This is a genomic window from Nocardia sp. CA-129566 (assembly GCF_050956075.1).
Taxonomy (GTDB): Bacteria; Actinomycetota; Actinomycetes; order Mycobacteriales; family Mycobacteriaceae; genus Nocardia.
On sequence record NZ_CP192085.1, the window covers coordinates 5,964,617 to 5,989,111 of the forward strand.

Here is a 24,495-nt window from a genome sequence, read left to right on the forward strand (position 1 = left end):
GTGCTCGAGATCGATCAACCCGCCACGGTACCGGCCGCCGCACCGGCCCCGCGCGCGCCCCGAAATCTGCCGCGCACGGCGTTCGCATCCATGGCGATACCGTGCGGCGGCCGGCCTATCGAATCGAGCTTCAGTGCAGGTGGAAGTCGTGATTCGCCAGCGATTCCCGCAGCCGGTGGCGGCCGTTGAGGCTGGCCGCGGAGGCCAGCCGAGCCAGCACACGTTCGGTCCAGGAATGGGACAGCTCTTGTTCGGCGTAGAAGGCCGCGATTCGAGTTTCGTATGCGGCGACGTGGTCGCGCTGAGTCGGCAGATCGTAGGTTTCCCGGTGCAGGACCGCCGGTTGCGGCAGGCGCGGCTTGATGCGCGTGTCCTCGGTCGGATCGGGATGTCCGACAACGAGACCGAAGACGGCGAAGACCTGCTCGGGCAGTTTCAGTTCCGCGGCGACCGCTTCCGGATTGTTGCGGATGGTGCCGATGTAGACGGTGCCGAGGCCCAGGGATTCCGCGGCGACAACGGCGTTCTGCGCGGCCAGGGCGGCGTCGATGAAACCGACATAGCTCGATTCCAGATAGTCGGCACCGACCAGCGGCGCCTCGTGATCGTCGGCGAGTTGGCGGAGCCTGGCGAAGTCGGCGGTCCACACCAGCAGTACCGGGGCCTGTTCGATATGCGCCTGCCCACCGGCCAGCGCGGCCAGGCGTGCCTTGCGCGCCGGATCGCGCACCGCGATCACGCTCCATACCTGCAGATTGGAGGAGGTCGGCGCGGATTGGGCGGCCGAGATCAGCAGGCGCAGGGTGTCGTCGGAAACGTCGTCGGCGAGGTAGCGGCGCACCGAGCGGTGCTCGTGCAGGACCTGCAGCACCGGATTCCACTGCGCGGGCTCGGTCGGATTCGGATCCCGATAGCGCTGCCCGATGGTGTGGACGGCGCTCGGCACGGTCTGGGTCATGCCGGTAATCCTGTGATATCCACGGCTCGCGCGTCTGCGGTAACCCTCAGCGTGAACCGAACCAGGTACGGTTGGTAAGGCAAGCCTAATTTGCAATTAGTGGAGGTTACCTTGGCACGACCCCGCACCACCCTGACGGTGCAGCGCACGGAGCGACTGACACCGCATCTGATCCGGGTGTATTTAGGCGGACCGGGATTCGCGGCCTTCCGGCCGAGCGAATTCACCGATTCGTATGTGAAGTTCATATTCCCGCGCGATGGGATCGACGTACTGCGCACCTACACCGTGCGCTCGGTCGATGCGGACGCTGGCGAACTGACCGTGGACTTCGTCTACCACGGCGATGAGGGCATTGCCGGACCGTGGGCCGCTTCGGTGCAACCGGGTGCGACCATCGATTGCTTCGGACCCGGCGGAGCCTATGCGCCGCGCGCTGATGCGGACTGGCATCTGCTGGCGGGCGACGAGGCGGCGCTGCCCGCCATCGCGACCGCACTGGAGGGCATGCGCGCGGATGCGGTCGGGCAGGCGTTCGTCGAGGTAGCCGGACCCGAGGACGAGCTGAAACTTGACAAGCCGACCGGCATCGAGCTGACCTGGCTGCATCGCGGCGAACGGGAGCCCGGTGCGGTGCTGGCCGAGGCCGTGCAGGCCGCGCCGTGGCGCGACGGGCAGGTGCAGGTCTTCATCCACGGCGAGGCCAGCGCCGTCATGCAGAATCTGCGCCGCTATATCCGGCGCGATCGCGGCATATCGGCGGAGTGGGCGGCCTCGATCTCCGGCTACTGGCGGCGCGGCCGGACCGAGGAGGGCTTCCGCGAGTGGAAGGCCGAATTCAAGGCCCGCGAAACCGCGGAAACCCCATAGCGACCGAAATCCCATGGCCGACCGGATGTTCGCCGATCGCCATGGGATTCCGTGGTGTTGCTACTGCTGATTCGCGCGTAGCGCCTCCTCCACGAACTTCGTCGTGTAGGTCTTCGACAGATCGATGCGGTCCTTGACCGGCCGCACATTCTTCGAGTACTCGCCGAGGACGTTCAGCACATTCTGGGCGCCTTCGGGTTTCATCAACCCGGTGCCATTGAACATGCCGATCGAATCGCGGATGGATTGGACGTAGAGATCCTTGCCTCCGCTCGCGTACTGCGGTGGCATCTTATCGGCGATCTCCTGCGGCGAGTGCGTCTTGATCCACCGCAGCGTCTGCACGAACGCGGTCGCGATCTTCTGCACGATATCCGGATGCGCGTCGACGGTGTCGCACCGCATGTACAGCGATGACGCCGGGTACAGCCCGCCCAATGCGGCGCGCGTGCCCTCTTCGGTGCGCATATCGACCAGGATCTTCGCCTCCCCGGAGTTCACCATGGTGGCGACCGTCGGGTCGGTGGTCATCCCGGCATCGATGCCGTTGTGGTTCATTCCCGCGATAAAGGTCTGGCCCGCACCGACTTTCACGCGCGTGTAGTCGGCGGTGGACATCCCCTCCTGCCCGGTGAGCGCCTGGGTGAGGAAGTCGGTCGAGGAACCCAGCGACGTCACGCCCAAGTTCTTCCCGCGCAGATCCGCCACCGACTTGATGCTGTCGGAGTCCGCCTTGGAGACCAGCTCGACCTCGCCGGGCACATCGGCGAACTGGACCACCGAGGTCAGGCACTGCTCCTTGGCCTGCAGGTCGATGGTGTGGTCGTAGAACCCGACCACAGCCTGCACATCGCCGGTCAGCAGCGCGGTTTCGGCACTGGCTCCGGACTGTTCACCGAGCAGTTTGACGTCGATATCGTTCTGCTCGAAGAAGCCGAGGCGCTGGGTGAGCATGGCGGGCAGGTAGATCACCTTCTCCAGACCACCGACCATGATGGTGATCTGGGGCCGCCCGTTCGCCATCGGAATGGTCCGAGAATCCCGGCAACCGGTCGCCAGCAGCAGTGCCGCGATCACCCCGACAATGACCGCCAGATGTTTGACGTAGCGCATGATCAGATCCCGTGGTTCGAGGTCGCCTGCGACGGACGCCATTTCAGCAATCGGCCCTCCGCGACACCGATCGCCCATTCGGCGAGCAGCGCGATAACGGTGATGATGATCATGCCCGCGTAGATGCCCGCCGAATCGAAGGTGCCCTGGGCATTGCTGATGAGCAGGCCCAAACCCTTACTGGCACCGGCATATTCACCGACCACCGCACCGATCAGCGCGAAGCCGAAGGCGGTGTGCAGGCTGGACAGGATCCAGGTGGTCGCGCTGGGCAGCACGATCGAGCTCAACACCTGACGCTTGCTCGCACCGAGTATGCGGGCGTTGTTGATGACATTGCCGTCGACCTCGCGCGCACCGGTGAAGGCGTTGAAGAAGACCGCGAAGAACACCAGCACGACGACCGTCGCGACCTTCGAGCTGAGCCCGAGACCGAACCAGATGATGAACAGCGACGCCAGCACGATGCGCGGAACGGCATTGAGCGCCTTGATGAACGGCGCGAGCACCTCGGCCCAGTACCTGCTGCGGCCGAGCAGCGTGCCGAGCACGACACCGGCCACCGCGCCGATGACGAAGCCGAGCACCGCCTCCTGCACGGTGGTGTACATCTGCAGCCAGATCGAGCCGAATTGTGTTCCCTCGGTGAACCATTCGACCAGGCGGTCCCAGATCAGCGAGGGCTTGGAGTAGAAGAACGGGTCGATCCACACCGTCGCGGTCAGCTCCCAGGCGCCCAACCACAGCGCGACCAGTGCGGCCCGCAGGCCCCAGGTGCGCAGCCGGTTGCGCCGGGCCTTGGTCCGCACGCGCGCGAGAATCTGTTCCTCGGATTCGATTTCGACCTCGGGCGCGGACTTGGCCACGTCGAGCACATCATGCGACACGGGAGGCTCCCTTGCCTCGGGCTGCCTCGACCTGATCGCGCAGCGTTTCCCAGATTTCCTTGTAGATGTCCCGGAATTCGTTGGTGAGCCGGACCTCCTCGACATTGCGCGGACGTTCCAGCGAGACCGGGAAGTTGCCGCAGACCGTGGCCGGGCTCGCGGTCATGACGATGACCCGGTCGGCGAGCACAATCGCCTCTTCCAGATCGTGGGTCACGAAGATGACGGCCGCGCCGGTACCCGCCCAGACGCGCAGCAGTTCGTCCTGCATCAGCTGCCTGGTCTGCACGTCCAGCGCGCTGAACGGCTCATCCATGAGCAGGATCTCCGGATCGTTGACCAGCGTCTGTGCCAGCGCGACGCGCTTGCGCATACCGCCGGAGAGCTGATGCGGGTAGTAGCTCTCGAAACCGGCGAGACCGACCTTGCGCACCCAACCGCGGGCCTGCTCCCGTGATTCGGCCTTGGACTTGCCGCGCAGGCGCGGGCCGAGGGCGACATTATCGATCACGCTCTTCCACGGCAGCACCGCGTCCTGCTGGAACATGTAGCCGATGCCGTCCGGAATGCCGTGGACATCCTTGCCGCGCACCAGCGTCCGCCCGGCCGAGGCCGGTTCCAGCCCGGAGACCAGCGATAGCGTCGTCGACTTTCCGCAGCCGGTCGGGCCGACTACGGCGACGAATTCGCCTGGCTGGACCGCGAGGTCGAGGTTGCGCACGGCGGTGTGAATGCCGCCGCCCGTGCCGGGGAAGCGCTTCGTCGCGCTCCGCAGCTCGATGAGTGGTTCGGTCATTGTTCTTGCTCCTAGCGGATCAGGTAGAGCGAACCTACGTGGGCCGGGTCACAGTCCGAGGGTTGTGCGCACAAGAGGGGCAAAGCGCCGATTCGAAGGTTGTGCGCATTCTGCTCACTGGTATCCGAGTGGTTTATGCTGCGGAAATGGCCAGAGCAGGCACCGGGCGGCCGGAGGGAACGCAGCGCGCGCAGCAGCGCCGCGCCGATGCCGGAGCCGAGCGCCAGCGACGCGCGGGCAGGCCCTTCCGGTTGCGCACCCAGGTGCTATTGCTCCAGATCGTGATCGTCACGCTGACCCTCGGCGTCGCGTTCGCGATCTTCGGCTATGTCAGCGATCGGCGGCTCAATGATCAGTACGGGCAGCGTGCGCTGGCCGTCGCGCGGACCATCGCGGCCGATCCGGTGGTGCGCACGGAGGTCGCCCGATACGCACCCGGCACGGTGACGCCCGAGCAGCACGATCAGCTCGCCGCCGGGCCGTTGGAGCGGATCGCGATCGATACGACGGAGCGGACGGGCGCGCTGTTCGTGGTGATCACCGATGATGCCGGAATCCGGCTCGCGCATCCGGACCCGGCACGGCTGACCGAGCATGTGAGCACCGATCCGTCGGAGGCGCTCGCGGGCCGAGAGGTGATCAGCAAGGAGCGCGGCACCCTCGGGCCCTCGGTCCGCGCGAAAGTTCCTGTCGTGCGGGCCGATTCGAATCTCATTGTCGGCGCGGTGAGTGTCGGCATCTCCACCACCGCGATTCGCGGGCAGTTGCTCGCCGATCTGCGCACCGCTGCGTTCTTGATCGCCGCGGCGCTGGTGGTCGGCATCGCCGGGTCGGCGCTGCTGGCCCGACGCTGGGGTGGGTTGACGCTCGGGCTCGAACCCGCCGAACTGGCCGGGCTCGTCCAAGGTCAGGCGGCGGTGCTGCACGGCATCGGCCGTGGTGTGCTCGCCGTCGATTCCGCTTGGCGCACAACGTTTGTCAATGACGAGGCGCGGCGGCTGCTCGGGATCAGTGCGGATATCGGCAGGCCGGTCGACGAGATCGGTTTGACGCCACGGGTGCTGGAGGTCTTCCGCGCGCTCGACGAGCAACCCACGCCAGCCACCATCGGCTCGCATGTCGTGGTCGTCGCGGCCCGCCCGGTCACCCGCGAAGGCCGCGATCTCGGCGCGGTGCTCACCGTGCGCGATCGCACCGATGTCGAGGCGCTGACCCGCCAGCTCGACGCGGTGCAGTCGATGAGTACCGTGCTGCGCGCCCAGCGCCATGAGTTCTCCAATAAGATGCACCTGCTCAGCGGCCTGCTGCACAGCGGACGCACCGAGGAGGCGTCGCACGTCATCGATGAGCTGATCGGCGCCGGACCGCTCGGCGCGGCGACACCCGGTATCGATGCGATCCACGATGCGTATCTGCAGGCATTCCTCGCGGCGAAGGCGGCGCATTCGCGCGAGAGCGGCGTCGAACTCGTACTCGGCCCCAACACCTGGGTGGACGGCAATCTCGCCGAACCCGTCGATGTCACCACGGTGCTCGGCAATCTGCTCGACAATGCCATCGAGGCCGCGCGGGTCGCCGACAATCCCGTCAAACAGGTGGAAGTCGAACTGGTGCAGGAGGATTCGACGCTGCACATCGCGGTCGCGGACAGCGGCGACGGTGTCGCACCGGAGCTGATCGACACGCTGTTCACCGAGGGCACCTCGACCCGCGAGGACCACGGTGTGCCCGGCGGACGCGGTGTCGGTCTCGCGCTGATCCGCCAGATCGCTCGCGCGCACGGCGGCGATGTGCGCCTCGCCAGTGCGCGCGGCGGATCGCCGCCGCTGACCGGCGCCGAATTCGTCGCCCGAATCCCCGGAGTACTGGTAGACAGCGAGATGCCATGGCCGCAACAGATCTGACCGTACTGGTGGTCGACGACGACTTCCGGGTGGCCAACCTGCATGCCGGAATCGTCGAATCCATCGCGGGTTTCACGGTCGGAGGCACCGCCAATACGCTCGCCGCCGCACGGGAGATACATGCCGCCACCGCGGTCGACCTGGCGCTGGTCGATGTCTACCTGCCCGACGGCTCCGGCGTCGACTTCGTGCGCGAACTGCACTGCGATGCGATGGTGCTGTCCGCGGCTACCGAAAGCAGCACTGTCCGAGCGGCATTCGCCGCTGGCGCGCTCGCCTACCTCGTCAAACCCTTTCCCCATACGATGCTCGCCGCCCGCCTGGCCGGATACGCGCGCTACCGTCGCACGCTGGCCGCACCGCAGGTCGATAACGCGGGCATCGAAGCCGCGCTGCAGGCACTGCGGCCGACCTCGGCACCCACCGCCGCCGCTACTGCTATCGCGTCGCCGACCAAAGACCTTGTCCTGAACACCATTCTCGAAGCGACGGCGCCCCTCTCGGCCGCCGAGGTGGCCAGCGCCATCGGCATTTCGCGCGCCACCGCCCAGCGCTATCTGGCCACCCTCGTCGCGGCGGGCAGCGTCCAGATGCGCCTGCGCTACGGCACCACCGGCCGCCCGGAACAGGAGTACACCGCCGCGCCGCGCCGATAACCTGCCGCTCTCGCCCGAAATCGGACCCACTATAATTAGGTCTGCCTAACCTTAATCTGGTAGGCGACGGGTGCGAGTGAGGGATCGACAAATGCGGGGCCGTGAGTTCAGGCAGCGCCGATGACGGCTGTGGCAGATGTAGGCGGGCAGACCCGGCGCGGTGTGGCGGTCCGGACAATGGCGACCTGTGCCGCGCTCGGCACGGCGATCTGGTTGTCGACCCAATTGCTTTGCGCGCCGGCGCTGCACCACGCGGCATTGCTCATCCATCTCGCGTCGCTGGTCCTCGGATTCGGGGCGGTGCTCGCCGTGGACTACTTCGCGATCGCCTGGGTGCTGCGGCGCACGTCGCTGCGCGAGATGCTCACCGTCGCCGATCGCCTGCAGCTGCCGATCTGGCTCGGCGTCATCGGTCTGGTCGCCAGCGGCGTCCTGCTGGAGCCGAATATCGCCAACCACACCACGCAAACCAAAATGGCCTTGGTCGTTGTCCTGACACTGAACGGCCTTCAGGCATCCGCCTTCACCGACCGCGTCGCGGCCCGAGGCGGCATCCTCGACCGCGCTCTGATCACCCGAGGCGCACTCACCCTGCTGATCTCCCAGGCCTGCTGGTGGGGCGCACTCTGGATCGGCTTCTGGAACACCACCAACCGCGCATAGTTGCGCCCGCTCCGTGCTGTAATGGGCTACCGCACATCCCCTTTCGTCACAACACCGGCGCAATTCGGCGGGTACGGATCGGTCGAGCTCGTAATTGATGCACTGCGCCGATCCATGCGGCGGCTGCCGTCCGTACCCGACCAACGCGGTTCGCGCATACCGTAGGTCGGCGCAGAATGCATGCGCTGTGCCTCGTCGCCACCATTGATAGACGCAGCGAATCGGACGCTGGTCTGATTCGGTTCGCGGTCGATACCTCCAACGAGAACCTGGTCACCTGGCCGACGGCGGTGGCGTGAAATCGTCCGGCCATTGTGTGTACTCGTCATACGTCACGCTCATCAGATCTGCCCCGGTGAGGTTGGCATCGGTGAGATTCGCGCCGACCAGGTCGGCCGAGCTCAGGTTCGCGTTGTGCAGGTCTGCCGCGTGGAGATTCGCTTTATGCAGGTCTGCCGCGCGCAGGTTCGCGCCGGTGAGGTTGGCGTAGGCAAGGTTCGCGCCGACCAAGTTCGCGTCGGTCAGGTTCGCCCTCGTCAGGTTCGCGCGCTCCAAGTTCGAGCTGATCAGTTTCGCAGAGAGCAGGTTGGCGCGCTCCAGGTCCGTACTCATCAGGTATGCGCGAGTCAACGTAGCGGTGATCAGGCGCGAATTGGTCATATTCGCACGGCGCAGATCCGCGTGCTCCAGGTCGGCTGCGATCAACAGCGCGCCGGACAGGTTTGCGCGCTCCAGATTCGATCTGGCCAGGTCGACACCCTCCAGATCTGCGCCGAACAGGTTCGCGCCCTCGAGGTTCGCGAAGCGCAGGTTCGCGCCGATCAGATTCGCGCTGAGCAGATTCGCGAGGCGCAGATCCGCGCGCTCCAGGTCCGCGCGGCGCAGGTCCGCGAAGCTCAGGTCCGCGCGGGTCAGTTTTGCGAGGAGCAAAATCGCGCCCACCAGGTTCGCGGAGCGCAGGTTCACGCCTTCCAGGTGCGCGCCCATCAGGTCCGTGTGCTTCAAGTCCGCGCCCTCCAGGTCCGCGCGGCGCTGGATCGCTCGGCGCAGGTCCGCGCCCCAGCGTGCGATCACTTCTTCCTGCGTTCGGTATCGGTTGGCCTGTTGATCGAACGTCGGCCAGGTACCGGCCAGCATCGACAGCAGTCGCCGCCAGGTCGGCGCTATCGCTGTTGTCCTCCGTGGTGCCTGGAACCCACGCCACTCAGCGGGCTCGGGCGGCTCTTCCATCACCGTCGGTTGCGGCTGGAATGCGGGCCACGTGCCAGCAACGGTCGACAGCAGTCGCCGCCCGAATGACTGCTCAGGCATGCCCGCCCTCGCGGGGCTCGGTTCTGGTGTCGGGCGGCGGTGCGAGTGATTCGCCGTAGAAGGCCAGCTTTTTCACCAGGGCGGGCGCCGCGACCCCGGCGCCGAATGCGGCGGCGCTCGTGGTGATGATGGCGGCCGAGGCGACGGCCCATGTGGTCAGGCCCGCAACCGACAGATGGATGAGCACCCAGCTCAGGTACACGCCACCGCCAGGTCCGCGGTTGCTCTTCAGCCACGGCACGCCCTTTATCTGCCTGCTCTCCTCCAGGTAGGCGATGCCACAGTTGGCCGCCGCGCCCGCGACCCCCCACAGGGCGTATTGCCACATGCGCACACCGTAACCGCCACAGCACATTTCAGCGCAGATTTCTATTGATCGTCCGTCGCGATGGCGCTTATTTTTCACGAAGGCGAATGCGTAAGCGCTGCGTTCTGTCGGCGGCCGACCAGTGCGGCCGGTGCGGATTCGCGGTGCCGATCGATTCAGTTGGTGCCGCTCAGAGCCACGGTTGCGCCGACGCCGATGATCATCAGACCGCCGGTGGTGCCGACGGATTCGAGGCGGCGGGGCGAGCGGACGAACCAGGCTCGTGCGGTGCCCGCGATCATGGCCCAGGTTCCGTCCGAGAGGATTTGGATGCCGAGGGCGAGTGCGCCGAGGATCAGTAACTGCAATGGCAATGGTCCCGCTGACGGTTCGGCGAACTGGGGCAGGACGGCGGCGAAGAAGACGATCGTCTTCGGATTCGTCGCACCAACGAACACGCCTTGGCGGAACATTCGGCGTGGATCGGCGTCCGGGGTCTCCGAATGCAGTGCGTCCCGGAGACTCTTCCGTTCACGAATCGCCATGACGCCCAGATAGATCAGATAGCCCGCGCCGATGATCTTGACGATCGTCAACAGTGCAGCCGATGCCGCGAGCACCACACCCAGCCCCATTGCCACCGCGACCAACGGCACCGCCGACCCCGCCGTGGCCCCCAGCACCGACAGCAATGCCGTGCGGCGGCCGTGCGCCAAGGCCCGCCCGATCGCGAAAAGCACATTCGGACCGGGAATCACGATAATGATCAGCGCCGCGAGGACGAAGGCGGCCAGGTGAGAGGTGGGCACCATTCATCGGAGCCTACCTCTACCCGCGCGCAGAGATCGTCAATTGTGGGTCGGAAGGTCCATCAGGACAGCGAAAACCGCTTTGTCCCAGTCGGTTCCCTCGGCACCGGTCAGGATCACGTCCAGCAGTGGGGCCTTGGCGAGCATTCCGGCACCGTAGTGGCCGGTTTGGCGAGCGCTGGCGATCACGGCGTAGAGGACACGCGCGTGGACGGTGCTGCGCGATGCCGTGATTTCGCATCCGCTGGACTGCAGCTCACTCAATCGCGCGTCCACGGCATCGATGACATCTCGCAGGACACGAATCTCGATATCGCGAATCTCATTGTCGGTCATAGTCATATCCCGAAGTGCGGAACGTTGGCGGGCACCATCTTTCCACCCTCGACCAGCCGTGCCTTGGCCTGAGCCTTGACCGGACATGCGGATAGCGGACAGTCCAGGTGAATCTGCATGGTGGCATGCGCGTAGGCGATGGTCATGATCGGTACGCGTTCGTGGTTCGTCGGCGGAAGGAAGTACACCTTCCTCACCTCCCCTGGTCGTGGACTTTCGTGCCACCAGTAGACCTCTGAAATGTTCAGCTGGACGGTCCAATTCGGCCATTCCATCAAATACACTGGACGTCCATTACGGGCCGAGCCACTACAGCGCGGCGCGACACAGCACGGTCCACTACGGAGCGGTCCAGTACGGGCCGAACCAGATAGCGAGGCTAAGCACATGGCAGGGTCCACGCTCCCGCGTCGCGCGCTCGGGCGAAAGCTCCGTGATCTTCGATCCAGGGCCGGAAAAAGCCAACTGGCAGCGGGTTTGTCCATCGACACGTCCAAGCAGACCATCGGCCGGTTGGAGGATGGTCAATCTGTCAGGCTCAGTACCCCGAATATGAACGCGCTCTTGGACTTCTACGGTGCCGACGAGGACTCTCGTACCGAAGTGATAGGTCTGCTCCAGGAGGTCAAAGCGGCCAAGGGTGATCCCTCCGGCGGCTGGTGGCGCGCGTATGCGGACGTCGTGAACAGCCATTTCGATCACTTCATGAATCTGGAACAGGCGTGCAACCGCCTGGTGTCATTCCAACTGACATTGCTGCCCGGTCTGCTGCAAGCTCCGACATACCGTCGGTGGCTTGTCGAAACAAACGATCCGGCCATGTCAGCCGTCGATGTGGAACGACGCCTGGAACTGACTGCCCGTCGGCAACACCGGCTGACCGAGGACACCGGATTCTCGCTGGATGTGATGCTGTCGGAATCAGCACTTCGGCATCAGGTCGGCGGGCGTGCGGTGATGGCCGAGCAATTACAGCACCTTATCGAAGTCGGGAGCTTGCCGAACGTGTCGATCCGGGTGATCCCGTTCGGTGTCGGAGGACACCCAGGGCTTGTGGTCCAGTCGTTCACACTGTTCGAGTTTCCGCCGCTGAGCGCCAGCCGCATGACCGAACCACCCGTGGTGTTCGTGGAAGGGTTCACGGGGTCGTTGTTCCTGGAAGAAGACGATGTGATCGACCGCCATCGAGCGGTGGTCGCCGACCTCCGCCAGGTAGCGTTGAGTGCAGCCGACACCAGGAGACTGGTGCGGGAGATTGCAGAGGAGTATGCCGCGTGACCAGCGATTTGTCGGGCGCGAAGTGGTTCAAGAGCACCGCGAGCCAACCCAGCGGAGATTGTGTGGAGGCGGCACACCTCGATGGGGGCATGATCGGCGTACGGGACTCCAAGAACCCGAGCGGACCAGCACTGGTGTTCACCCCCGCTGAGTGGGAGGCCTTCACAGCCGGTATCCGAGCCGGAAAGTTCTGACCCGCATCATCCGATGTCTATGCGTTTCCCAACCGAGCTGCTCGAGGTCGTGGGAGCGGTAGACGATGCGGGGACGGAATAGGTGCTGGATCAGGGCGCTGAGGAGGCGGGTGAAAGGGGTCAGCGCAGCGGCGCGCAGAGTGCCTCCAGGACAAGGGAATACGGCGTATCCGATTTCGCAAGAACCAGCCGTAGCAATTCCGAACCGGTCCGATGGTCGAGCAGCAGACTGCGATTGCCGGTGGCGGCGATGAAGTCGAGGACCACGGGCAGGGAGTCGGGCAACTCTCCCATCCCAATTCGCCCGCACCAGACCGCCTTTGCCCCTGGCTTGCTGATCTTCCCGGCGTAGGACCGGATCAGCCTGGATTTCGCCCACGCAGTGACCGGACCACTGGTGCGCTGCTTGGCTTCCCGATACGTCTGCAGCAAAATGCGGCGAATATCGCGAAATAGAGATGACGCACCCAGGTCGGCGAATAGGTGTACCAGGAGAATGCGCCACCGCACGGCTCGTACTCGGGGCACGACTATCGGACTCCATCAGAACTCACCGGCACCGAATCGCGGAATCGCCTCGCCGAAATCGCGTTGCTATCGAGTTGCTTGACCAAGATCGACTCTCGAGTTGTGATATCCGGGTGGCACAGCGATGGTGGCAGGAGCTACCGCCGGTGGCGGGCTCATTCGTCATGGCGACCGGAATCGTGTCGGTGGGGCTGCATCTCACCGGATTCGAGGCGGTCTCGTGGCTGGTGTTCGCGCTCGCGGCGGCGGTCTGGGTGCTGCTCGCGGTCGACTTCGGCACGCGGCTGCTGTGGCATCGGCAGCAATGGGAGGCCGAGGCCGATACGCCGCCCGCACTGACCGCCGTCGCGGCGACGACGGTGCTCGGCACCCGGTTGTCGCTGGTGGGCTGGCAGGTTGCGGCCTGCGCGCTGCTCGCGGTGGCGGCGGTGCTGTGGCCCGGACTGTTGTTCGCAGTGGTGCGGCATTGGAATCGGCGGATGCCCGGCGCGGCATTCCTGGTCTGCGTTTCGACACAGGGACTGGCCGTTCTGGCCGGAAGGCTGGCGTTGGCCGATGTCGGCGATTGGCTCGCTTGGGCTGCTCTAGTGCTCTTCGGGGTGGGCCTGCTGCTGTACGCCGCGGCGCTCGCTCACTTCGAAATTCGGCAGGTGTGGATCGGCGCGGGCGATCAATGGGTGGCCACCGGCGCACTGGCGATCTCGGCGCTGGCCGCCGCCGAACTCGTTGCCGCACACCAGTGGACCGGCCTCCCGCATCAGGTGCTGCGGGTGGTGGCGCTGATCGTATTGGGCCTCAACCTGTTCGGCTATGCGATCCTGATGGTCGCCGAGGTGATCCGCCCGCGACCCGAATACGACATCCGGCGCTGGGCCACCGTCTTCCCGCTGGGCATGACCGCTGTCGCCTCGCTCGCCGTCGGTACGGCCGCCGATATGTCCGCGCTGCGCACGCTCGGCCAACTGCTGATGGTGGTGGCGGTTGGGGCGTGGGTGCTGACATTGAGCGTATTGCTCGCGGACCGAAGGACATTCGAATTCCATCGGTCCGCGTAATCGATCCCGATCAGATTCGCTCGGCCTCCAGTACCCAGACCGGCAGCAATAGCGCGCCCGTCTCGTCGGTCCCGAGCTCAACTCCGCGCTCGGTCAACATATCTCGCACCGGAGCAGGTGGCATGATCGCGACCATCCGATCGGTGCGCAGCGTATTCAGCGACCAACCCGGTGGTGCGAAACTGGTGCGCAGATCTGCCTCGGTGATCTGGTGCGGTGCGTACACCTCGCTGTGTCCCTGGTCGGCGAAACAGAATTGGATGAGCCGAGCACCAGGGCGCATGACGCGATGCAGCGCGACGACATGGTCTCGGCGCTGTTCGGGTGTGAGGCAATGGAACAGCGCACTGCTGACCACCGTGTCGAACCGAGCGTCATACCCGTCGAGCCGGGTCGCATCGGCGACGGAGAAGGTCACCGCCACATCCCGGGACGCGGCGCGGGCGCGGGCGTCCTCGATCGCGGTGGTCGAGGAATCCAGGCCGGCCACCCGATAGCCCAGGCTCGCCAGATAGATGGCGTTATCCCCCGGCCCGCAGCCGATATCGAGGACCTGCCCGGCAATGCGGCCCGCATGCTCGAATTCCACCAGCAGCGGTTGCGGTCTGCCGATGTCCCACGGCAACCGGTCCATCGGCACGCCTTCGACGACCGTCTTATCCCGATAGGCCTGTTCGAAATCAATTTTTGTCGGGTCGAACTGCGATAATGCATCACTTTCGGTCATGAACTCGCCCCTTACCTCGATGAGAACTACGGGGAACTCGACACAGGTAATGCTAGCCGAAAGCGGAGGCGGAGTCTCCGTTTACATGTCACGTCATCTCCCGCCGCGCCGGTCGGCAATCGATTTGAGCTGGTCGCGCAGGGTGTCACTATCGGGCCCGAACACCTGTAGGTCGGTGTCGACGACGATGCGGATGGCTCGACTGGCGAGATCGCGCCCCTCGGCGGTTACCTCGATGCGCAGGATTCTTGCGTCATCGGGATCCGGGCGACGGACGAGCAGGACGCGATCTTCCAGGACGCGGATGACCCGCGAGCCCATCATCCGATCCGCGCCCGCCATATCCACGACCTGCTGCTGAGTCGGCACCTCGCCCTGCCTGCCGAGCCAACCCGCGGAGGCGAGCAAATTGAACTGCGTCAGTGTGAGGCCGAGCGGGCGCAGGTTGCGCTCCACGGTGGCGCGCCACTCCAGCGCGGCGTGGTGCAGCCAGAACCCGGGGCTCATCAGCGGGCCGCGCGGTTCAGCCACGCTCGGGCTCCTGCGCCGCACCCGCCAGCCGTCGCGCCTCGACTTCCAGTGCCGCGATGGTCAGATGCATATCGGCGCGAATGCCACGCTCCCAGATCAACCGGAAGATCGGCCGGAACGGACCGTGCACCTCCATCCGCTTCCCGACCCGCACCCTCCCGTCGTCGAGCGGTTCATAGGTGTAATGGCCGCGAATCTTGCCGAACGGAATTCCGGCCTCACTGGTCCATGAACGCCCCGGCTCGACCGCGGTGATAGTGAACGGACCAGCTGGCGCGCCCTTGGGTTTCACCCAGCCGGTCGCGCCCGGCGCGAACGGCCCGTCGATCCGAGCCTTCTCCTCGTGCGGATCCCAGGACGGCCAGTTGGCGACATCGGTGGCCGCCCGCCAGATCTCCTCGACCCCTCCGGCGATAACGGCTTCTTCGTGAATCACATACATCGGAACACTCCCTGGATTCCGCCAGCGGCGGTTACTTGTTGTTGCGACAACAGTATCTGTTGTCGCAACAACAAGTCAACAGATTCGAATCCCCATCGGAACCGATCTCCATCCAGGCCGAGTCGTAGACACGAGAACCTGTGGCGCCGTCACCGGTCGACAGCGGCTGCCACGCCCGCTTCAGCAGTGCCGCAGCGAGGACGGCAGCGCGGACGTGGCCGGTCGTCGAGGTGGCGCGTCGTTCACTCCCGCGCACGCCATCTCCATCTCGCCAACGAGGTTCAGTTCGACGACAGGACGACGGTGTGGCGCGGCGCGTTCACGGCATCCTGGCCGCTACCGGCGCGCCGTGCCCGACGTACATCCCGCTGCGGTTCGCCGGTAGCGTCGCAGCGATGAGCAGCCTGCAGGTCGCCATCGTCGGCTACGGATTGGCCGGATCGGTCTTCCATGCGCCGCTGATCGCCGCGCAGCCACGCATGCGGGTGGCGGCGGTGGTCACGGCATCGCCGGAACGGGCCGAGCAGGCGCGGCGCGAACATCACGGGGTGCAAGTGGTGTCGAGCGCGAAGGCATTGTTCGCCGATATCGCCGATATCGATCTGGTGGTCGTCGCGACGCCCAATCGGACGCATGCGCCGCTGACGCGGCAGGCGTTGGACGCCGGGTTGCCGGTGGTCGTCGACAAGCCGTTCGCGGTGAGCGTGGCCGAGGGCGAGGATCTGATCGCGCGGGCCGAGCGTGCCGGTGTCGCGCTATCGGTATTCCAGAATCGGCGCTGGGACGGCGACTTCCTGACGGTGCGGCGGCTGATCGCGGACGGACGGCTCGGCGATGTGCGTCGGTTCGAATCCCGGTTCGAGCGGTGGCGGCCGGTGCCCAAGGGCGGCTGGCGTGAGGTCGGTTCCGCCGATGAGGGCGCCGGACTGCTGTTCGACCTCGGCAGTCATCTGATCGACCAGGCGGTGACGCTCTTCGGTCCGGTGCGCTCGGTATACGGCGAGTTGGATCGGCGACGGCCCGGCATCCAGACCGACGACGATGCCTTCGTCGCACTCACCCACACCTGCGGCGTGCGGTCACACTTATGGATGAGCGCGGTAACACCGCAGTTGGGGCCGCGTTTTCGGGTGCTCGGTTCCGAATCCGGTTACGTCACTTATGGATTGGATCCGCAAGAGGAGGCGCTGCGTTCGGGCCGCCGACCCGATGACGGTGACCGACCTTGGGGCACTGTCGAACCCGAACGATGGGGCGTGCTCGGCGCCGAACCGGCAGTCGAACCCGTCCCGACGCTCGCGGGCGACTACCCGGCGTTCTACTCCGGCATGGCCGCCGCGATGCTCGACGGCGCACCCGTCCCGGTCGACCCGCGCGATGCCGTCACCACCCTGCGAGTGCTCGACGCCGCCCGGCTATCGGCGAGCCGCGGCGAAACTGTCACCAACTGATCCGCTCAACGACCACTCAGCGAAGCCCGCTATGGCCGGATAAGGTGCGGCGGTGCAAACAGCGGAATTCGTCGAGCACGGCGCCTCCATCGCGGACCGGCTCACCACAACCCAGGCAGCACCACCGTGGTGGTTGGTTCTCGCGACAGCGGCAGCGGCGTTGATTCTGGTCGGATACAGCCCGCTGTGGCGGGTCACCCGCAATGTGGTCACCATCGCGCACGAGGGTGGGCACGCGCTCACCGCGCTGCTGACCGGTCGCCGACTCAACAGCATCACCCTGCATTCCGATACCTCCGGCCTGACCGTATCGAGCGGAAAACCCTATGGCCTCGGCATGATTCTCACCGCGATGGCGGGCTATCCATCGCCACCGCTGCTCGGTCTCGGCTTCGCCGCACTACTGGGCGCCAACCGCATCACACTGATGCTGTGGACCGCCATCGCCCTGCTCGCCGCCGTGCTGATCAAGGTGCGCAACATCTACGGACTGCTGACGGTATTCGGCCTGGGCGCCATCGTCTTCGCCGTGTCCTGGTTCGGAACCGATACGGTGCAAGCGGGTTTCGCCTACCTCGGCGCGTGGTTCCTGCTGCTCGCGGGCACCCGGCCGGTCATCGAACTGCAACGCGGCCGGGTCCGGCGCTGGAATATGCCGCAGGGCGCGGATTCCGACGCCGATCAGCTCGCCCGGCTCACTCATCTGCCCGCATTGCTCTGGGTGTTCGTCTTCGGCGCGGTCGCCGTCGCCGCACTGGTCGGCGGTGCGCTGCTGCTGTCCGAAGCCGCGGGTGTGTGCATTCCCAATGTCTCCGACGCCACCTGCACGACACCGGCCTTGCCGGGCCGATAGATCCGGTACGCCGCAAGGCAGAGCGCGAGCCACAGCGCGCCCGCACACCAGCCGCCGAGAATATCGGTGGGCCAGTGCACGCCCAGATACCATCGAGAAAGGCCGACGGCCCCAACGAATACCGCCGCGACAGCGACCGTGATCCGGCGGGTGGCCGGGCGATGCGGTCGCGAAAGCACCACCGCGACAAGGACTCCGATCACCACGATCGAACCGAGACTGTGTCCGGACGGAAAGGCCTGATTGGTCTCGGTGACGAGATGGTCGGCCGCGGGCGGGCGGCTGCGGCCGATCAGGTGCTTGCCGACCACGACGAGCACTCCGGCGCCCCCGGTGGCGACACCGACCAGCACCGCCTCCGCCCACCGCCGACGCCAGGCCAGCCCGAGACACAGCACCACCGCCAACGCCGTCATCGACAGCGTGCCGCCCAGATCGCTGATCCCGATCGCGACGGGCGTCACCACCGCGGCCCGGTGCTCGACGATCCAATCGGTTCCCGGCCGGTCGATCGCGGTGACACCGTCGTGGCCGAGGACGCTGACGGTGATGCCGACGACCACCGCGGCCAGCACTGCGATACCCCAGACCGGAACGGGGAGCGGTGGCGCGTGGCGGTTCGTCATACCAATACGATTGCAGATCGACGCTGAGAAGTTGCTGAGTGTTCTCCTGCGGAAATGCTGGACACGCCGATCCGATGTCGTAGGGTGTTGGCCGTGAATCGATGGCCGGACCATGCCAGCACCGGGCCGGACGAGCACTCTCCAGTGGCGGAGTTGGCTCGTGCGCTGATCGACGCCATATGCGACACCGTCGCGGGCTGGCTGCATCCGATCGCGGGTGCGGCGACGGTACCGCTGCTGCTGATCACCCCGCTGATCATCATCGGCATCGCCCGGCTGGCGGCAACGCGCATCGGGCGCACCCGCACGCACTCCGACCGGACCTGAGCCAGGGCCGAGCTTGTCCTCGAAACCAGTGTCCTCGACCATCCAAGCCTGTGGTCGACTTCCTCACATGCCTTGCGGGACAATACTTTCCGCACCGTCACCACCTCCCGTGGCGAGGTGGTGACGAACTGCTGCAACCGCTCGTGATCGGTCCGTAGCTGCTGCGCTATCGGCTACTAGAGACTGCGAGCGCGGCCGTCACTCCGCGAGGACGAGCGGGACGTCGATCAGGTGTCCCAGCCGGTCTCGTTTGGTCCGCAGGTAGGCGAGGTTGTCTGGAGTGACGATCGGCGGGCTGGGCACGCGGCCCACCACCTCGATGCCGAAGCCGCCGAGACCGCCGTACTTGTGGAGATTGTTCGTGATCACTCGAATCCGGCGCGCCCCCAACTGAGCGAGGATCGCGGCCCCAACGCCGTATTCCCGGCTGTCCACGGGCAGTCCGAGGGCAAGGTTCGCGTCCACGGTGTCGCAGCCGGATTCCTGCAGGGCGTACGCCCGGAGCTTACGGCCGAGCCCGATGCCACGCCCCTCGTGCCCGCGGAGGTAGACCAGAACTCCGACCCCTTCCCGCGCGATCTGCCATAGGGCGGCGTCGAATTGGCTGCCACAGTCGCAGCGCAGCGAACCGAGCAGATCGCCGGTGATGCACTCGCTGTGCACCCGCACCAGCACCCCCTCCGGGCTGGTCCCCGCGGCCCCGACGTCTCCCATTGTCAAGGCCAGATGTTCCGTGCCGTCCAGCACCGAATCGAAGGACCACGCGGTGAACTCGCCGTAGCGCGTGGGCAGCCTGGCCGGGCCGCTCGGCTCGACGAGCCGATGGGTGTGCAGCCGGTACTGGACGAGATCGGCGATGGCAAGCCAGGGCAAACGATGCTCGGCGATGAAGGCGCGAAGCCGTTCTCCGGTCATCGGCATGCCGACCGGGTCCATCAGTTCGGTGATCACGGCGACACCCGTGCCCCCTGCCATTTGCGTCAGGTCCACGGCGGCCTCGGTGTGGCCGGCGCGTTTCAGCACGCCTGCCCACCGGGCGCGCAGCGGGAACACATGTCCCGGCCGGCGCAGATCCGTATGCCGGGTGTCAGGGGAGGCGAGCGCACGGATCGTCGCCGCCCGGTCCGGCGCCGAGATGCCCGTGCCGGTGCTGACGTGATCGACGCTGACGGTGAACGCGGTCCGATGCTGGTCGGTGTTGTGGTCCACCATCGGGTCCAAGTGGAGGCGGTCGGCGTGTTCGGCGGGCATCGGGGCGCAGACGATGCCACTGCCGTGACGCAGCAAGAAGGCGAGGACCTCGGGTGTCGCGTGTTCGGCCGCTAGCACCAGATCGGCCTCGTTCTCCCGGTCGGCATCATCGGAGACGACGGCCATTCCGCCCGCTGCCAGCTGTTGTGTCGCCGCCTCGACCCGTGTGGTGTTCATCGCCGATTTCATCCTTCCCTGTCAACGGCGGCATTCAGCCGACAAAACCGGCTCCGGTGGAACACCAGCGGCGAGCTCTCGCCCACGGCACGCACAGCAGCCACTTCCAGCAGCACGATGCTGTGGTCGCCCGCCGGTACCTCCGCGGTGATCACGCAGTCGAACCAGGCGGTGGCGCCGTGCACGAACACGGCGCCACCGTCGCTCGCCACCCAGCGCACCTGGCCGAAACGATTCCCGGTCTTGGTGCCGAGGGACTGGCACTGGACCCGCTGCCCCTCCGCCAGCACACTGATTCCCAGCCGCGGCGCGGCGCGCAGCAGCGGCCAAGTCGCGGAGGTGTGCTGCGCACAGACCGACACCAGCGGTGGGGCCAGAGACACCGGGACGAACGAGCTCGCCGCGATACCAGCCGGTACGCCGCCGACGAGGGCGCACACGGCGGTGACCCCGGTCGGGAACTCGCCGTAGATTGCGCGCAGCGCTCCCTCGTCGTCGGTGATCGGTTCCAGCAGCGGCTGCGCGGTGTCGCGCCCGGGATTGTTCATGCTCATCGACTCACCAGTTGTCCCTGAGTGCCGCGTGGCCGCGTGCCCGGGCGAAGGTGAGCGCGGAAGCGTTCGGACATCGGGTGCTCCTCAGGCGTTCGCGGGGACGGTTCCAGCACGGACAGCGGCGGTGCCCGCGGGCGCGCGCAGGCCCGCCTCCTCCATCAGCGGGAGAATCTGCTCGCGAAACTGCCCGAGTCCGGCCTGGTAGTCGAACCAGGACAGCGTGATGCCCGCTAGGCCGCTGGCGGCCATTTCCTGCATGCCCGCGACCACTTGTTCCGGCGTGCCCACCAGCGGCAGCGCTCCCCATCCCGCGATGAGGTTCTCGGCGAGTGCCTGGCGTTCGTACCTACCGACGTCCTGGTTGGGGATCAGCGCAGCCAGCAGGTTGTCCACTCCGGACCAGTCGCCGTGGTCGTGCACGTAGTGCCGGTAGAGCCGCTTGGCCTCGGCCTCGGTGTCGGCACACACGATGTGCCCCATCCCGAACACCGAAAGCTCGCGGCCGTATTTGGTGCGTGCATTGTTCTGGGTGTCGGCGACCATCTTCGCCGCGGTGTCCAAGTTGTCGACGAGGATGAAGCTGACGTCGGCGTACTTGGCGGCGAAGTCTCGGCCACGCGGGCTCACCCCCGCGCTCATGATCGCCGGGTAGGGAACCTGGATCGGTTTCGGCTCACTGAACCCCTTGGGTATCCGCAGAAACTTGCCCTCGTGGTCGAAGGGTTCGGTTTCGGTCCACAAGCGCTCGAGCACCTCGAAGACCTCGGCCGCGTAGTCGTAGCGGACGTCGTGTTCGCGCTGCGTCAGGCCGAACATCTCGATCTCTTTCGCGACCCACCCTGCCACGAGATTCAGCCCGAACCGGCCGCCGGAGATGTGGTCGATAGTGGCGACCTCCTTGGCCACTCGCACCGGATGCGCGGTCGGCACGTGCCAGGTCGAGAAGACCTGGATGCGCTCGGTGATCGCGGCAAGCCCGGCCGCCCAGGCGAACGTTTCGAAGGACCGGCCGTTGAAATCGGTCGCACCGCCGAACCCTCGCCACCGGGCAACGGGGATGATCGCTTCGATGCCTGCTTCGTCCGCGGCGACGGCGATCTTCTTGCTCTCCGCCCAGCTGACGGCGATCTCGCCGCCGCCGGAGGTCATCGAGCAACCTCCGCTGCAGTTGGGACCGAACACAGCCAGCTTGAACGCGTTCGGGCTCCCCAGGATCGGGGTTTCGTCGCGCTGCATACGACCATCGCTCATGACATTCCTCCGCTCGAGACGGCCGACGGCGCCCTCGAGTACCACACCGTCGTGATATTTGAGATTCCACTCAACGAATTTCAAATCCGTTCATCGGAGACTAGATAGCCTGTTCACCTGCGTCAAGCCTTCATTGCCGACGAGTCGCCTCTTGACACATTCCATTGAGCGGATCTAGATTCCATCTAGTTGAAATAGTCACGGGATGGAGCTGTAGTGACCTGGTTGGCGGACCGGCTGCACGGTCGTGGCGAGATGCTGGTGGCTCCCGGGGCCTTCGACGCCATGTCGGCCCGGGCGATCGCAGATCACGGATTCGAGGCGTTCTACTGCGGCGGCTACGCCGGCATCGCCAGCGCGTGGGGGCTGCCCGATCTCGGTCTGCTCGGCCTCGGCGAGATGCGCGGCATCTACGAGCGGCTGCGTGCGTGCTGCTCGTTGCCGATGATCGTCGACGCCGACACCGGATACGGCGGGCTGCTCAACGTCGCGCGCACGGTGCGCACGCTGGCCGCCCTGGGCGTTTCCGCGGTGCAGATCGAGGATCAGCTCAACCCCAAACGCTGCGGGCACATTGCGGACAAGGAGGTCGCTCCGATGACCGAGGCCGAGCAACGGGTGCGTGTCGCGGTCGAAGTCGGCGCCGAGCACGGCGTGGCGATCATCGCCCGCACCGATGCGCTCGAACGGCACGGGCTTTCCGCCGCGCTGGATCGCGCCAACCGGTTCCTGGAACTCGGCGCGACGGCCGCGTTCATCGATGCCCCACACACGGTCGAAGAGATCGCGGCGGTACCGCGCGCACTGCAGGGTCCCGCCGTCTACAACGCAGCCGACACCGGCCTCGCGCCCCGGCTGTCCACGGCGCAGTTGAGCGAGTTCGGCTACGCCATGACTTTTTTCCCCATCGAGTTGCTCGCCGCGTCCGACGCTGCCGTGCACGCAGCGTTGGACAACCTGGCCGAGCACGGGCAGCTCGACGGTGTGGCACGCACCAGCTTCACCGCCCTCAACTCCTCGCTCGGCCTCACCGATCTAGTGGCCCGGGAAAAGGCCATGGCAGACGAGCAAAACATCACAATCGGCAGCTACAGAGAGGAAGCGTCGTGACACTCGCACAACCCACCGAGACCGGTCGGCTCGCCCAGTACCGGATGGTGATCAATGGGGAGCACACCCCAGCGGCTTCAGGCCGGACGTTCGACAGCCTGAACCCCTTCACCGGCCGGCCGTGGGCCACCGCGCCGGACGGTGACGCCGCCGACGTCGACAAGGCCGTGGCCGCCGCGCGCGCCGCACTGTCCGGGCCCTGGGGCAAGCTGACCGGTTTTCAGCGCGCCGCCCTGCTGCGCAGGCTCGGCGACATCCTCGCCCGGGACGCGGACGTGCTCGCCGAGTTCGAAACCCGCGATTCGGGCAAGCTGCTACGTGAAATGCGCGGGCAGATGGCCTACATGCCAGAATGGTTCTACTTCTTCGCAGGACTGGCGGACAAGATCGAGGGCAGCGCGATTCCGTCGGACCGGCCCAACTTCTTCGCATACACGCGCCACGAGCCCATCGGCGTGGTCGCCGCCATCGTGCCGTGGAACTCACCATTGCTGCTGCTGGCATGGAAGCTGGCACCAGCGCTGGCCGCGGGTTGCACATTCGTGGTCAAACCCAGCGACTACACCCCGGTCTCCGCGCTCGAACTCGCCGAGCGCGTCGAAGAAGCGGGATTCCCGCCCGGGGTGTTCAACGTCGTAACCGGTTACGGCCCCACCGTTGGCAAGGCGCTGGCCGCCCACCCAGACGTGGACAAGGTGGCCTTCACCGGGTCGACCGCGACCGGAATCGATGTCGCGCACTCCGCGGCCGACCAGCTCACCCGCGTCTCCCTCGAACTGGGCGGGAAGTCCGCTCAGGTTGTGTTCGCCGACACCGATCTCGACGCCGCCGCCAACGGTGTGATCGCGGGCGTGTTCGCCGCGACCGGACAGACTTGCATGGCCGGTTCGCGGTTGCTGGTCGAACGGTCCGTGCACGAGGCGCTGGTCGACCGCATCACTGCCCGGGCGAAGACCATCAAGCTCGGCGACCCCACTGCGGACGCCACGGAGATGGGTCCCCTGGCCAATGCGGCGCAACTCGAGAAGGTTCTGGGTTATTTGAACGAGGCCAAGCAGTCCGGCGCTACCATCGCGACCGGCGGCGGCCGAGAAGAGTCGCTCGGCGGCTATTTTGTTCAGCCGACCGTCGTCACGAACGTCACACCGGACATGTCCGTGGTCTGCGAAGAGATCTTCGGCCCGGTCCTGTCAGTGCTTCCGTTCGACACGGAGGAGCAAGCCGTCGCGCTGGCCAACGACTCGAAGTACGGCCTGGCGGGTGCGATATGGACGAAAGACGTACACCGCGCGCATCGGGTGGCTCACCAGCTGCGGGCCGGCACGATCTGGATCAACGCCTACCGCGTCGTCGCACCGAACGTGCCGTTCGGCGGCTTCAAGGCCAGCGGCCTGGGCAGGGAAAACGGCATCGATACGGTTCGCCAGTACACCGAGACCAAGGCCGTCTGGGTCGAACTGACCGGCGCGACACGGGATCCGTTCATCATCGGATGACACCAGCCGCCACCATGTTCACGCCCCGCGCCGT

At 66.2% G+C, this 24,495-nt stretch carries 28 protein-coding genes and 3 pseudogenes; 12 read left to right on the forward strand and 19 right to left on the reverse strand.

What is annotated here, in order from left to right; translation table 11 throughout:
- Positions 1–130: 130 nt before the first annotated feature.
- Positions 131–958, reverse strand: coding sequence for an NADPH-dependent oxidoreductase (locus ACQP0C_RS25895; protein ID WP_433723948.1), 828 nt, complete (start codon positions 956–958; stop codon positions 131–133).
- Positions 959–1,069: 111 nt separating this feature from the next.
- Between ACQP0C_RS25895 and ACQP0C_RS25900 the strand changes: the two genes are divergently transcribed.
- A complete protein-coding gene (locus ACQP0C_RS25900; protein WP_433723950.1) occupies positions 1,070–1,828 on the forward strand; it encodes a siderophore-interacting protein in 759 nt (252 codons plus the stop codon).
- 60 nt (positions 1,829–1,888) lie between these two features.
- Here the strand turns inward: ACQP0C_RS25900 and ACQP0C_RS25905 are convergent, their stop codons facing one another.
- Genes ACQP0C_RS25905 through ACQP0C_RS25915 form a run of 3 tightly spaced genes read right to left on the reverse strand, consistent with a single transcriptional unit; the run spans position 1,889 to position 4,624 of the window.
- Entirely contained in the window at positions 1,889–2,983 is a 1,095-nt protein-coding gene (locus ACQP0C_RS25905; protein ID WP_433723952.1) for an ABC transporter substrate-binding protein, read from the reverse strand.
- Positions 2,944–3,828, reverse strand: coding sequence for an ABC transporter permease (locus tag ACQP0C_RS25910; protein ID WP_433723954.1), 885 nt, complete (start codon positions 3,826–3,828; stop codon positions 2,944–2,946). Before ACQP0C_RS25910 ends, ACQP0C_RS25905 begins: the two co-directional genes overlap by 40 nt.
- The gene (locus tag ACQP0C_RS25915; protein ID WP_354958707.1) at positions 3,818–4,624 is read right to left on the reverse strand and encodes an ABC transporter ATP-binding protein; all 807 of its coding nucleotides are present in this window, start codon (positions 4,622–4,624) and stop codon (positions 3,818–3,820) included. Before ACQP0C_RS25915 ends, ACQP0C_RS25910 begins: the two co-directional genes overlap by 11 nt.
- 146 nt (positions 4,625–4,770) lie before the next feature.
- Here ACQP0C_RS25915 and ACQP0C_RS25920 point away from each other — a divergent pair, with 146 nt between their 5' ends.
- The 3 genes from ACQP0C_RS25920 (at position 4,771) to ACQP0C_RS25930 (ending at position 7,847) form a co-directional block, all read left to right on the forward strand.
- Positions 4,771–6,528 carry an ATP-binding protein gene (locus ACQP0C_RS25920; protein ID WP_433723956.1) on the forward strand — a complete coding sequence of 586 codons (1,758 nt, stop codon included), beginning with the start codon at positions 4,771–4,773 and terminating at the stop codon, positions 6,526–6,528.
- A complete protein-coding gene (locus tag ACQP0C_RS25925) occupies positions 6,510–7,184 on the forward strand; it encodes a response regulator (protein WP_433723957.1) in 675 nt (224 codons plus the stop codon). The genes ACQP0C_RS25920 and ACQP0C_RS25925 overlap by 19 nt, the downstream gene beginning before the upstream one ends.
- A gap of 120 nt (positions 7,185–7,304) precedes the next feature.
- Positions 7,305–7,847: a hypothetical protein gene (locus tag ACQP0C_RS25930; protein ID WP_433723959.1), complete on the forward strand. Its 543-nt coding sequence runs from the start codon at positions 7,305–7,307 to the stop codon at positions 7,845–7,847.
- A gap of 273 nt (positions 7,848–8,120) precedes the next feature.
- Here the strand turns inward: ACQP0C_RS25930 and ACQP0C_RS25935 are convergent, their stop codons facing one another.
- The 5 genes from ACQP0C_RS25935 to ACQP0C_RS25955 form a co-directional block, all read right to left on the reverse strand.
- The gene (locus ACQP0C_RS25935) at positions 8,121–9,158 is read right to left on the reverse strand and encodes a pentapeptide repeat-containing protein (protein WP_433723961.1); all 1,038 of its coding nucleotides are present in this window, start codon (positions 9,156–9,158) and stop codon (positions 8,121–8,123) included.
- Positions 9,151–9,486, reverse strand: a complete 336-nt coding sequence (locus ACQP0C_RS25940; protein ID WP_433723963.1) for a hypothetical protein — start codon at positions 9,484–9,486, stop codon at positions 9,151–9,153. Before ACQP0C_RS25940 ends, ACQP0C_RS25935 begins: the two co-directional genes overlap by 8 nt.
- 155 nt (positions 9,487–9,641) lie before the next feature.
- Complete coding sequence (locus ACQP0C_RS25945; protein WP_433723965.1) at positions 9,642–10,277, reverse strand: LysE family translocator; 636 nt, start codon at positions 10,275–10,277, stop codon at positions 9,642–9,644.
- A 36-nt stretch (positions 10,278–10,313) separates the two neighbouring features.
- Positions 10,314–10,610: a hypothetical protein gene (locus ACQP0C_RS25950; protein ID WP_433723967.1), complete on the reverse strand. Its 297-nt coding sequence runs from the start codon at positions 10,608–10,610 to the stop codon at positions 10,314–10,316.
- A 2-nt stretch (positions 10,611–10,612) separates the two neighbouring features.
- Positions 10,613–10,885 (reverse strand): hypothetical protein, encoded by a 273-nt coding sequence (locus tag ACQP0C_RS25955; RefSeq protein ID WP_433723969.1) that lies wholly within the window; start codon positions 10,883–10,885, stop codon positions 10,613–10,615.
- Positions 10,886–10,997: 112 nt separating this feature from the next.
- Here ACQP0C_RS25955 and ACQP0C_RS25960 point away from each other — a divergent pair, with 112 nt between their 5' ends.
- On the forward strand, positions 10,998–11,888 hold the full coding sequence (locus ACQP0C_RS25960) for a helix-turn-helix domain-containing protein (RefSeq protein ID WP_433723971.1): 891 nt from the start codon (positions 10,998–11,000) through the stop codon (positions 11,886–11,888).
- Positions 11,885–12,082 (forward strand): DUF397 domain-containing protein, encoded by a 198-nt coding sequence (locus ACQP0C_RS25965; protein ID WP_433723973.1) that lies wholly within the window; start codon positions 11,885–11,887, stop codon positions 12,080–12,082. The genes ACQP0C_RS25960 and ACQP0C_RS25965 overlap by 4 nt, the downstream gene beginning before the upstream one ends.
- A 120-nt stretch (positions 12,083–12,202) precedes the next feature.
- Here the strand turns inward: ACQP0C_RS25965 and ACQP0C_RS25970 are convergent, their stop codons facing one another.
- Together ACQP0C_RS25970 and ACQP0C_RS25975 are read right to left on the reverse strand one after the other, a co-directional pair.
- Positions 12,203–12,376, reverse strand: a complete 174-nt coding sequence (locus ACQP0C_RS25970) for a hypothetical protein (RefSeq protein WP_433723975.1) — start codon at positions 12,374–12,376, stop codon at positions 12,203–12,205.
- A 1-nt stretch (position 12,377) separates the two neighbouring features.
- Positions 12,378–12,606: pseudogene (locus tag ACQP0C_RS25975) on the reverse strand (respiratory nitrate reductase subunit gamma); the annotation flags it as partial.
- A 117-nt stretch (positions 12,607–12,723) separates the two neighbouring features.
- Between ACQP0C_RS25975 and ACQP0C_RS25980 the strand changes: the two are divergent.
- Complete coding sequence (locus ACQP0C_RS25980) at positions 12,724–13,665, forward strand: tellurite resistance/C4-dicarboxylate transporter family protein (protein ID WP_433723976.1); 942 nt, start codon at positions 12,724–12,726, stop codon at positions 13,663–13,665.
- 10 nt (positions 13,666–13,675) lie between these two features.
- On the opposite strand, the gene ACQP0C_RS25985 is transcribed toward ACQP0C_RS25980, so the two are convergent.
- From ACQP0C_RS25985 to ACQP0C_RS25995, 3 genes are all read right to left on the reverse strand, one after another.
- Positions 13,676–14,392, reverse strand: coding sequence for a class I SAM-dependent methyltransferase (locus ACQP0C_RS25985; RefSeq protein WP_433723978.1), 717 nt, complete (start codon positions 14,390–14,392; stop codon positions 13,676–13,678).
- Between the two features lie 93 nt (positions 14,393–14,485).
- Positions 14,486–14,923: a MarR family winged helix-turn-helix transcriptional regulator gene (locus tag ACQP0C_RS25990; protein WP_433723980.1), complete on the reverse strand. Its 438-nt coding sequence runs from the start codon at positions 14,921–14,923 to the stop codon at positions 14,486–14,488.
- Entirely contained in the window at positions 14,916–15,365 is a 450-nt protein-coding gene (locus tag ACQP0C_RS25995; protein WP_433723982.1) for an SRPBCC family protein, read from the reverse strand. Before ACQP0C_RS25995 ends, ACQP0C_RS25990 begins: the two co-directional genes overlap by 8 nt.
- A gap of 395 nt (positions 15,366–15,760) precedes the next feature.
- Here ACQP0C_RS25995 and ACQP0C_RS26000 point away from each other — a divergent pair, with 395 nt between their 5' ends.
- Entirely contained in the window at positions 15,761–16,816 is a 1,056-nt protein-coding gene (locus tag ACQP0C_RS26000) for a Gfo/Idh/MocA family protein (protein WP_433723984.1), read from the forward strand.
- 52 nt (positions 16,817–16,868) lie between these two features.
- Positions 16,869–17,669: a M50 family metallopeptidase gene (locus ACQP0C_RS26005; protein ID WP_433723985.1), complete on the forward strand. Its 801-nt coding sequence runs from the start codon at positions 16,869–16,871 to the stop codon at positions 17,667–17,669.
- 17 nt (positions 17,670–17,686) lie between these two features.
- Here the strand turns inward: ACQP0C_RS26005 and ACQP0C_RS26010 are convergent.
- Positions 17,687–18,502, reverse strand: a pseudogene (locus ACQP0C_RS26010) (phosphatase PAP2 family protein); the annotation flags it as partial.
- Between ACQP0C_RS26010 and ACQP0C_RS26015 the strand changes: the two are divergent.
- A complete protein-coding gene (locus tag ACQP0C_RS26015) occupies positions 18,389–18,622 on the forward strand; it encodes a hypothetical protein (protein WP_433734834.1) in 234 nt (77 codons plus the stop codon). The pseudogene ACQP0C_RS26010 and the gene ACQP0C_RS26015 overlap by 114 nt on opposite strands.
- Positions 18,623–18,643: 21 nt before the next feature.
- On the opposite strand, the pseudogene ACQP0C_RS26020 reads toward ACQP0C_RS26015, so the two are convergent.
- The 4 genes and pseudogenes from ACQP0C_RS26020 to ACQP0C_RS26035 all read right to left on the reverse strand — a co-directional run.
- A pseudogene (locus tag ACQP0C_RS26020) lies at positions 18,644–18,795 on the reverse strand (transposase); the annotation flags it as partial.
- A 25-nt stretch (positions 18,796–18,820) separates the two neighbouring features.
- Positions 18,821–20,050, reverse strand: coding sequence for a GTP cyclohydrolase II (gene ribA, locus ACQP0C_RS26025; RefSeq protein ID WP_433723987.1), 1,230 nt, complete (start codon positions 20,048–20,050; stop codon positions 18,821–18,823).
- Between the two features lie 8 nt (positions 20,051–20,058).
- Entirely contained in the window at positions 20,059–20,604 is a 546-nt protein-coding gene (locus tag ACQP0C_RS26030; RefSeq protein ID WP_433723989.1) for a flavin reductase family protein, read from the reverse strand.
- Positions 20,605–20,688: 84 nt separating this feature from the next.
- Positions 20,689–21,855, reverse strand: coding sequence for an LLM class flavin-dependent oxidoreductase (locus ACQP0C_RS26035; RefSeq protein WP_433723991.1), 1,167 nt, complete (start codon positions 21,853–21,855; stop codon positions 20,689–20,691).
- Between the two features lie 216 nt (positions 21,856–22,071).
- On the opposite strand from ACQP0C_RS26035, the gene ACQP0C_RS26040 reads away from it, so the two are divergent.
- Both ACQP0C_RS26040 and ACQP0C_RS26045 read left to right on the forward strand, forming a co-directional pair.
- Positions 22,072–22,965, forward strand: coding sequence for an isocitrate lyase/PEP mutase family protein (locus tag ACQP0C_RS26040; protein WP_433723993.1), 894 nt, complete (start codon positions 22,072–22,074; stop codon positions 22,963–22,965).
- A gap of 44 nt (positions 22,966–23,009) precedes the next feature.
- Positions 23,010–24,461, forward strand: coding sequence for an aldehyde dehydrogenase (locus ACQP0C_RS26045; protein WP_433734657.1), 1,452 nt, complete (start codon positions 23,010–23,012; stop codon positions 24,459–24,461).
- Positions 24,462–24,495 lie beyond the last annotated feature (34 nt).

Excerpts from the sequence above, each read along its gene's own strand:
- ACQP0C_RS25950 (WP_433723967.1), bottom strand. The coding sequence starts at position 10,610 with ATGACCGACAATGAGATTCGCGATATCGAGATTCGTGTCCTGCGAGAT.
- ACQP0C_RS26030 (WP_433723989.1), bottom strand. The coding sequence starts at position 20,604 with ATGAGCATGAACAATCCCGGGCGCGACACCGCGCAGCCGCTGCTGGAA.
- ACQP0C_RS25995 (WP_433723982.1), bottom strand. The coding sequence starts at position 15,365 with ATGTATGTGATTCACGAAGAAGCCGTTATCGCCGGAGGGGTCGAGGAG.
- ACQP0C_RS25970 (WP_433723975.1), bottom strand. The coding sequence starts at position 12,376 with ATGGGAGAGTTGCCCGACTCCCTGCCCGTGGTCCTCGACTTCATCGCC.
- ACQP0C_RS26000 (WP_433723984.1), top strand. The coding sequence starts at position 15,761 with ATGAGCAGCCTGCAGGTCGCCATCGTCGGCTACGGATTGGCCGGATCG.
- ACQP0C_RS25920 (WP_433723956.1), top strand. The coding sequence starts at position 4,771 with ATGGCCAGAGCAGGCACCGGGCGGCCGGAGGGAACGCAGCGCGCGCAG.
- ACQP0C_RS26035 (WP_433723991.1), bottom strand. The coding sequence starts at position 21,855 with ATGAGCGATGGTCGTATGCAGCGCGACGAAACCCCGATCCTGGGGAGC.
- ACQP0C_RS25955 (WP_433723969.1), bottom strand. The coding sequence starts at position 10,885 with ATGGAATGGCCGAATTGGACCGTCCAGCTGAACATTTCAGAGGTCTAC.
- ACQP0C_RS25940 (WP_433723963.1), bottom strand. The coding sequence starts at position 9,486 with ATGTGGCAATACGCCCTGTGGGGGGTCGCGGGCGCGGCGGCCAACTGT.
- ACQP0C_RS25905 (WP_433723952.1), bottom strand. The coding sequence starts at position 2,983 with ATGGCGTCCGTCGCAGGCGACCTCGAACCACGGGATCTGATCATGCGC.
- ACQP0C_RS25960 (WP_433723971.1), top strand. The coding sequence starts at position 10,998 with ATGGCAGGGTCCACGCTCCCGCGTCGCGCGCTCGGGCGAAAGCTCCGT.
- ribA (WP_433723987.1), bottom strand. The coding sequence starts at position 20,050 with ATGAACACCACACGGGTCGAGGCGGCGACACAACAGCTGGCAGCGGGC.
- ACQP0C_RS25935 (WP_433723961.1), bottom strand. The coding sequence starts at position 9,158 with ATGCCTGAGCAGTCATTCGGGCGGCGACTGCTGTCGACCGTTGCTGGC.
- ACQP0C_RS25915 (WP_354958707.1), bottom strand. The coding sequence starts at position 4,624 with ATGACCGAACCACTCATCGAGCTGCGGAGCGCGACGAAGCGCTTCCCC.
- ACQP0C_RS25925 (WP_433723957.1), top strand. The coding sequence starts at position 6,510 with ATGGCCGCAACAGATCTGACCGTACTGGTGGTCGACGACGACTTCCGG.
- ACQP0C_RS26045 (WP_433734657.1), top strand. The coding sequence starts at position 23,010 with ATGGTGATCAATGGGGAGCACACCCCAGCGGCTTCAGGCCGGACGTTC.
- ACQP0C_RS25930 (WP_433723959.1), top strand. The coding sequence starts at position 7,305 with ATGACGGCTGTGGCAGATGTAGGCGGGCAGACCCGGCGCGGTGTGGCG.
- ACQP0C_RS25985 (WP_433723978.1), bottom strand. The coding sequence starts at position 14,392 with ATGACCGAAAGTGATGCATTATCGCAGTTCGACCCGACAAAAATTGAT.
- ACQP0C_RS25895 (WP_433723948.1), bottom strand. The coding sequence starts at position 958 with ATGACCCAGACCGTGCCGAGCGCCGTCCACACCATCGGGCAGCGCTAT.
- ACQP0C_RS25945 (WP_433723965.1), bottom strand. The coding sequence starts at position 10,277 with ATGGTGCCCACCTCTCACCTGGCCGCCTTCGTCCTCGCGGCGCTGATC.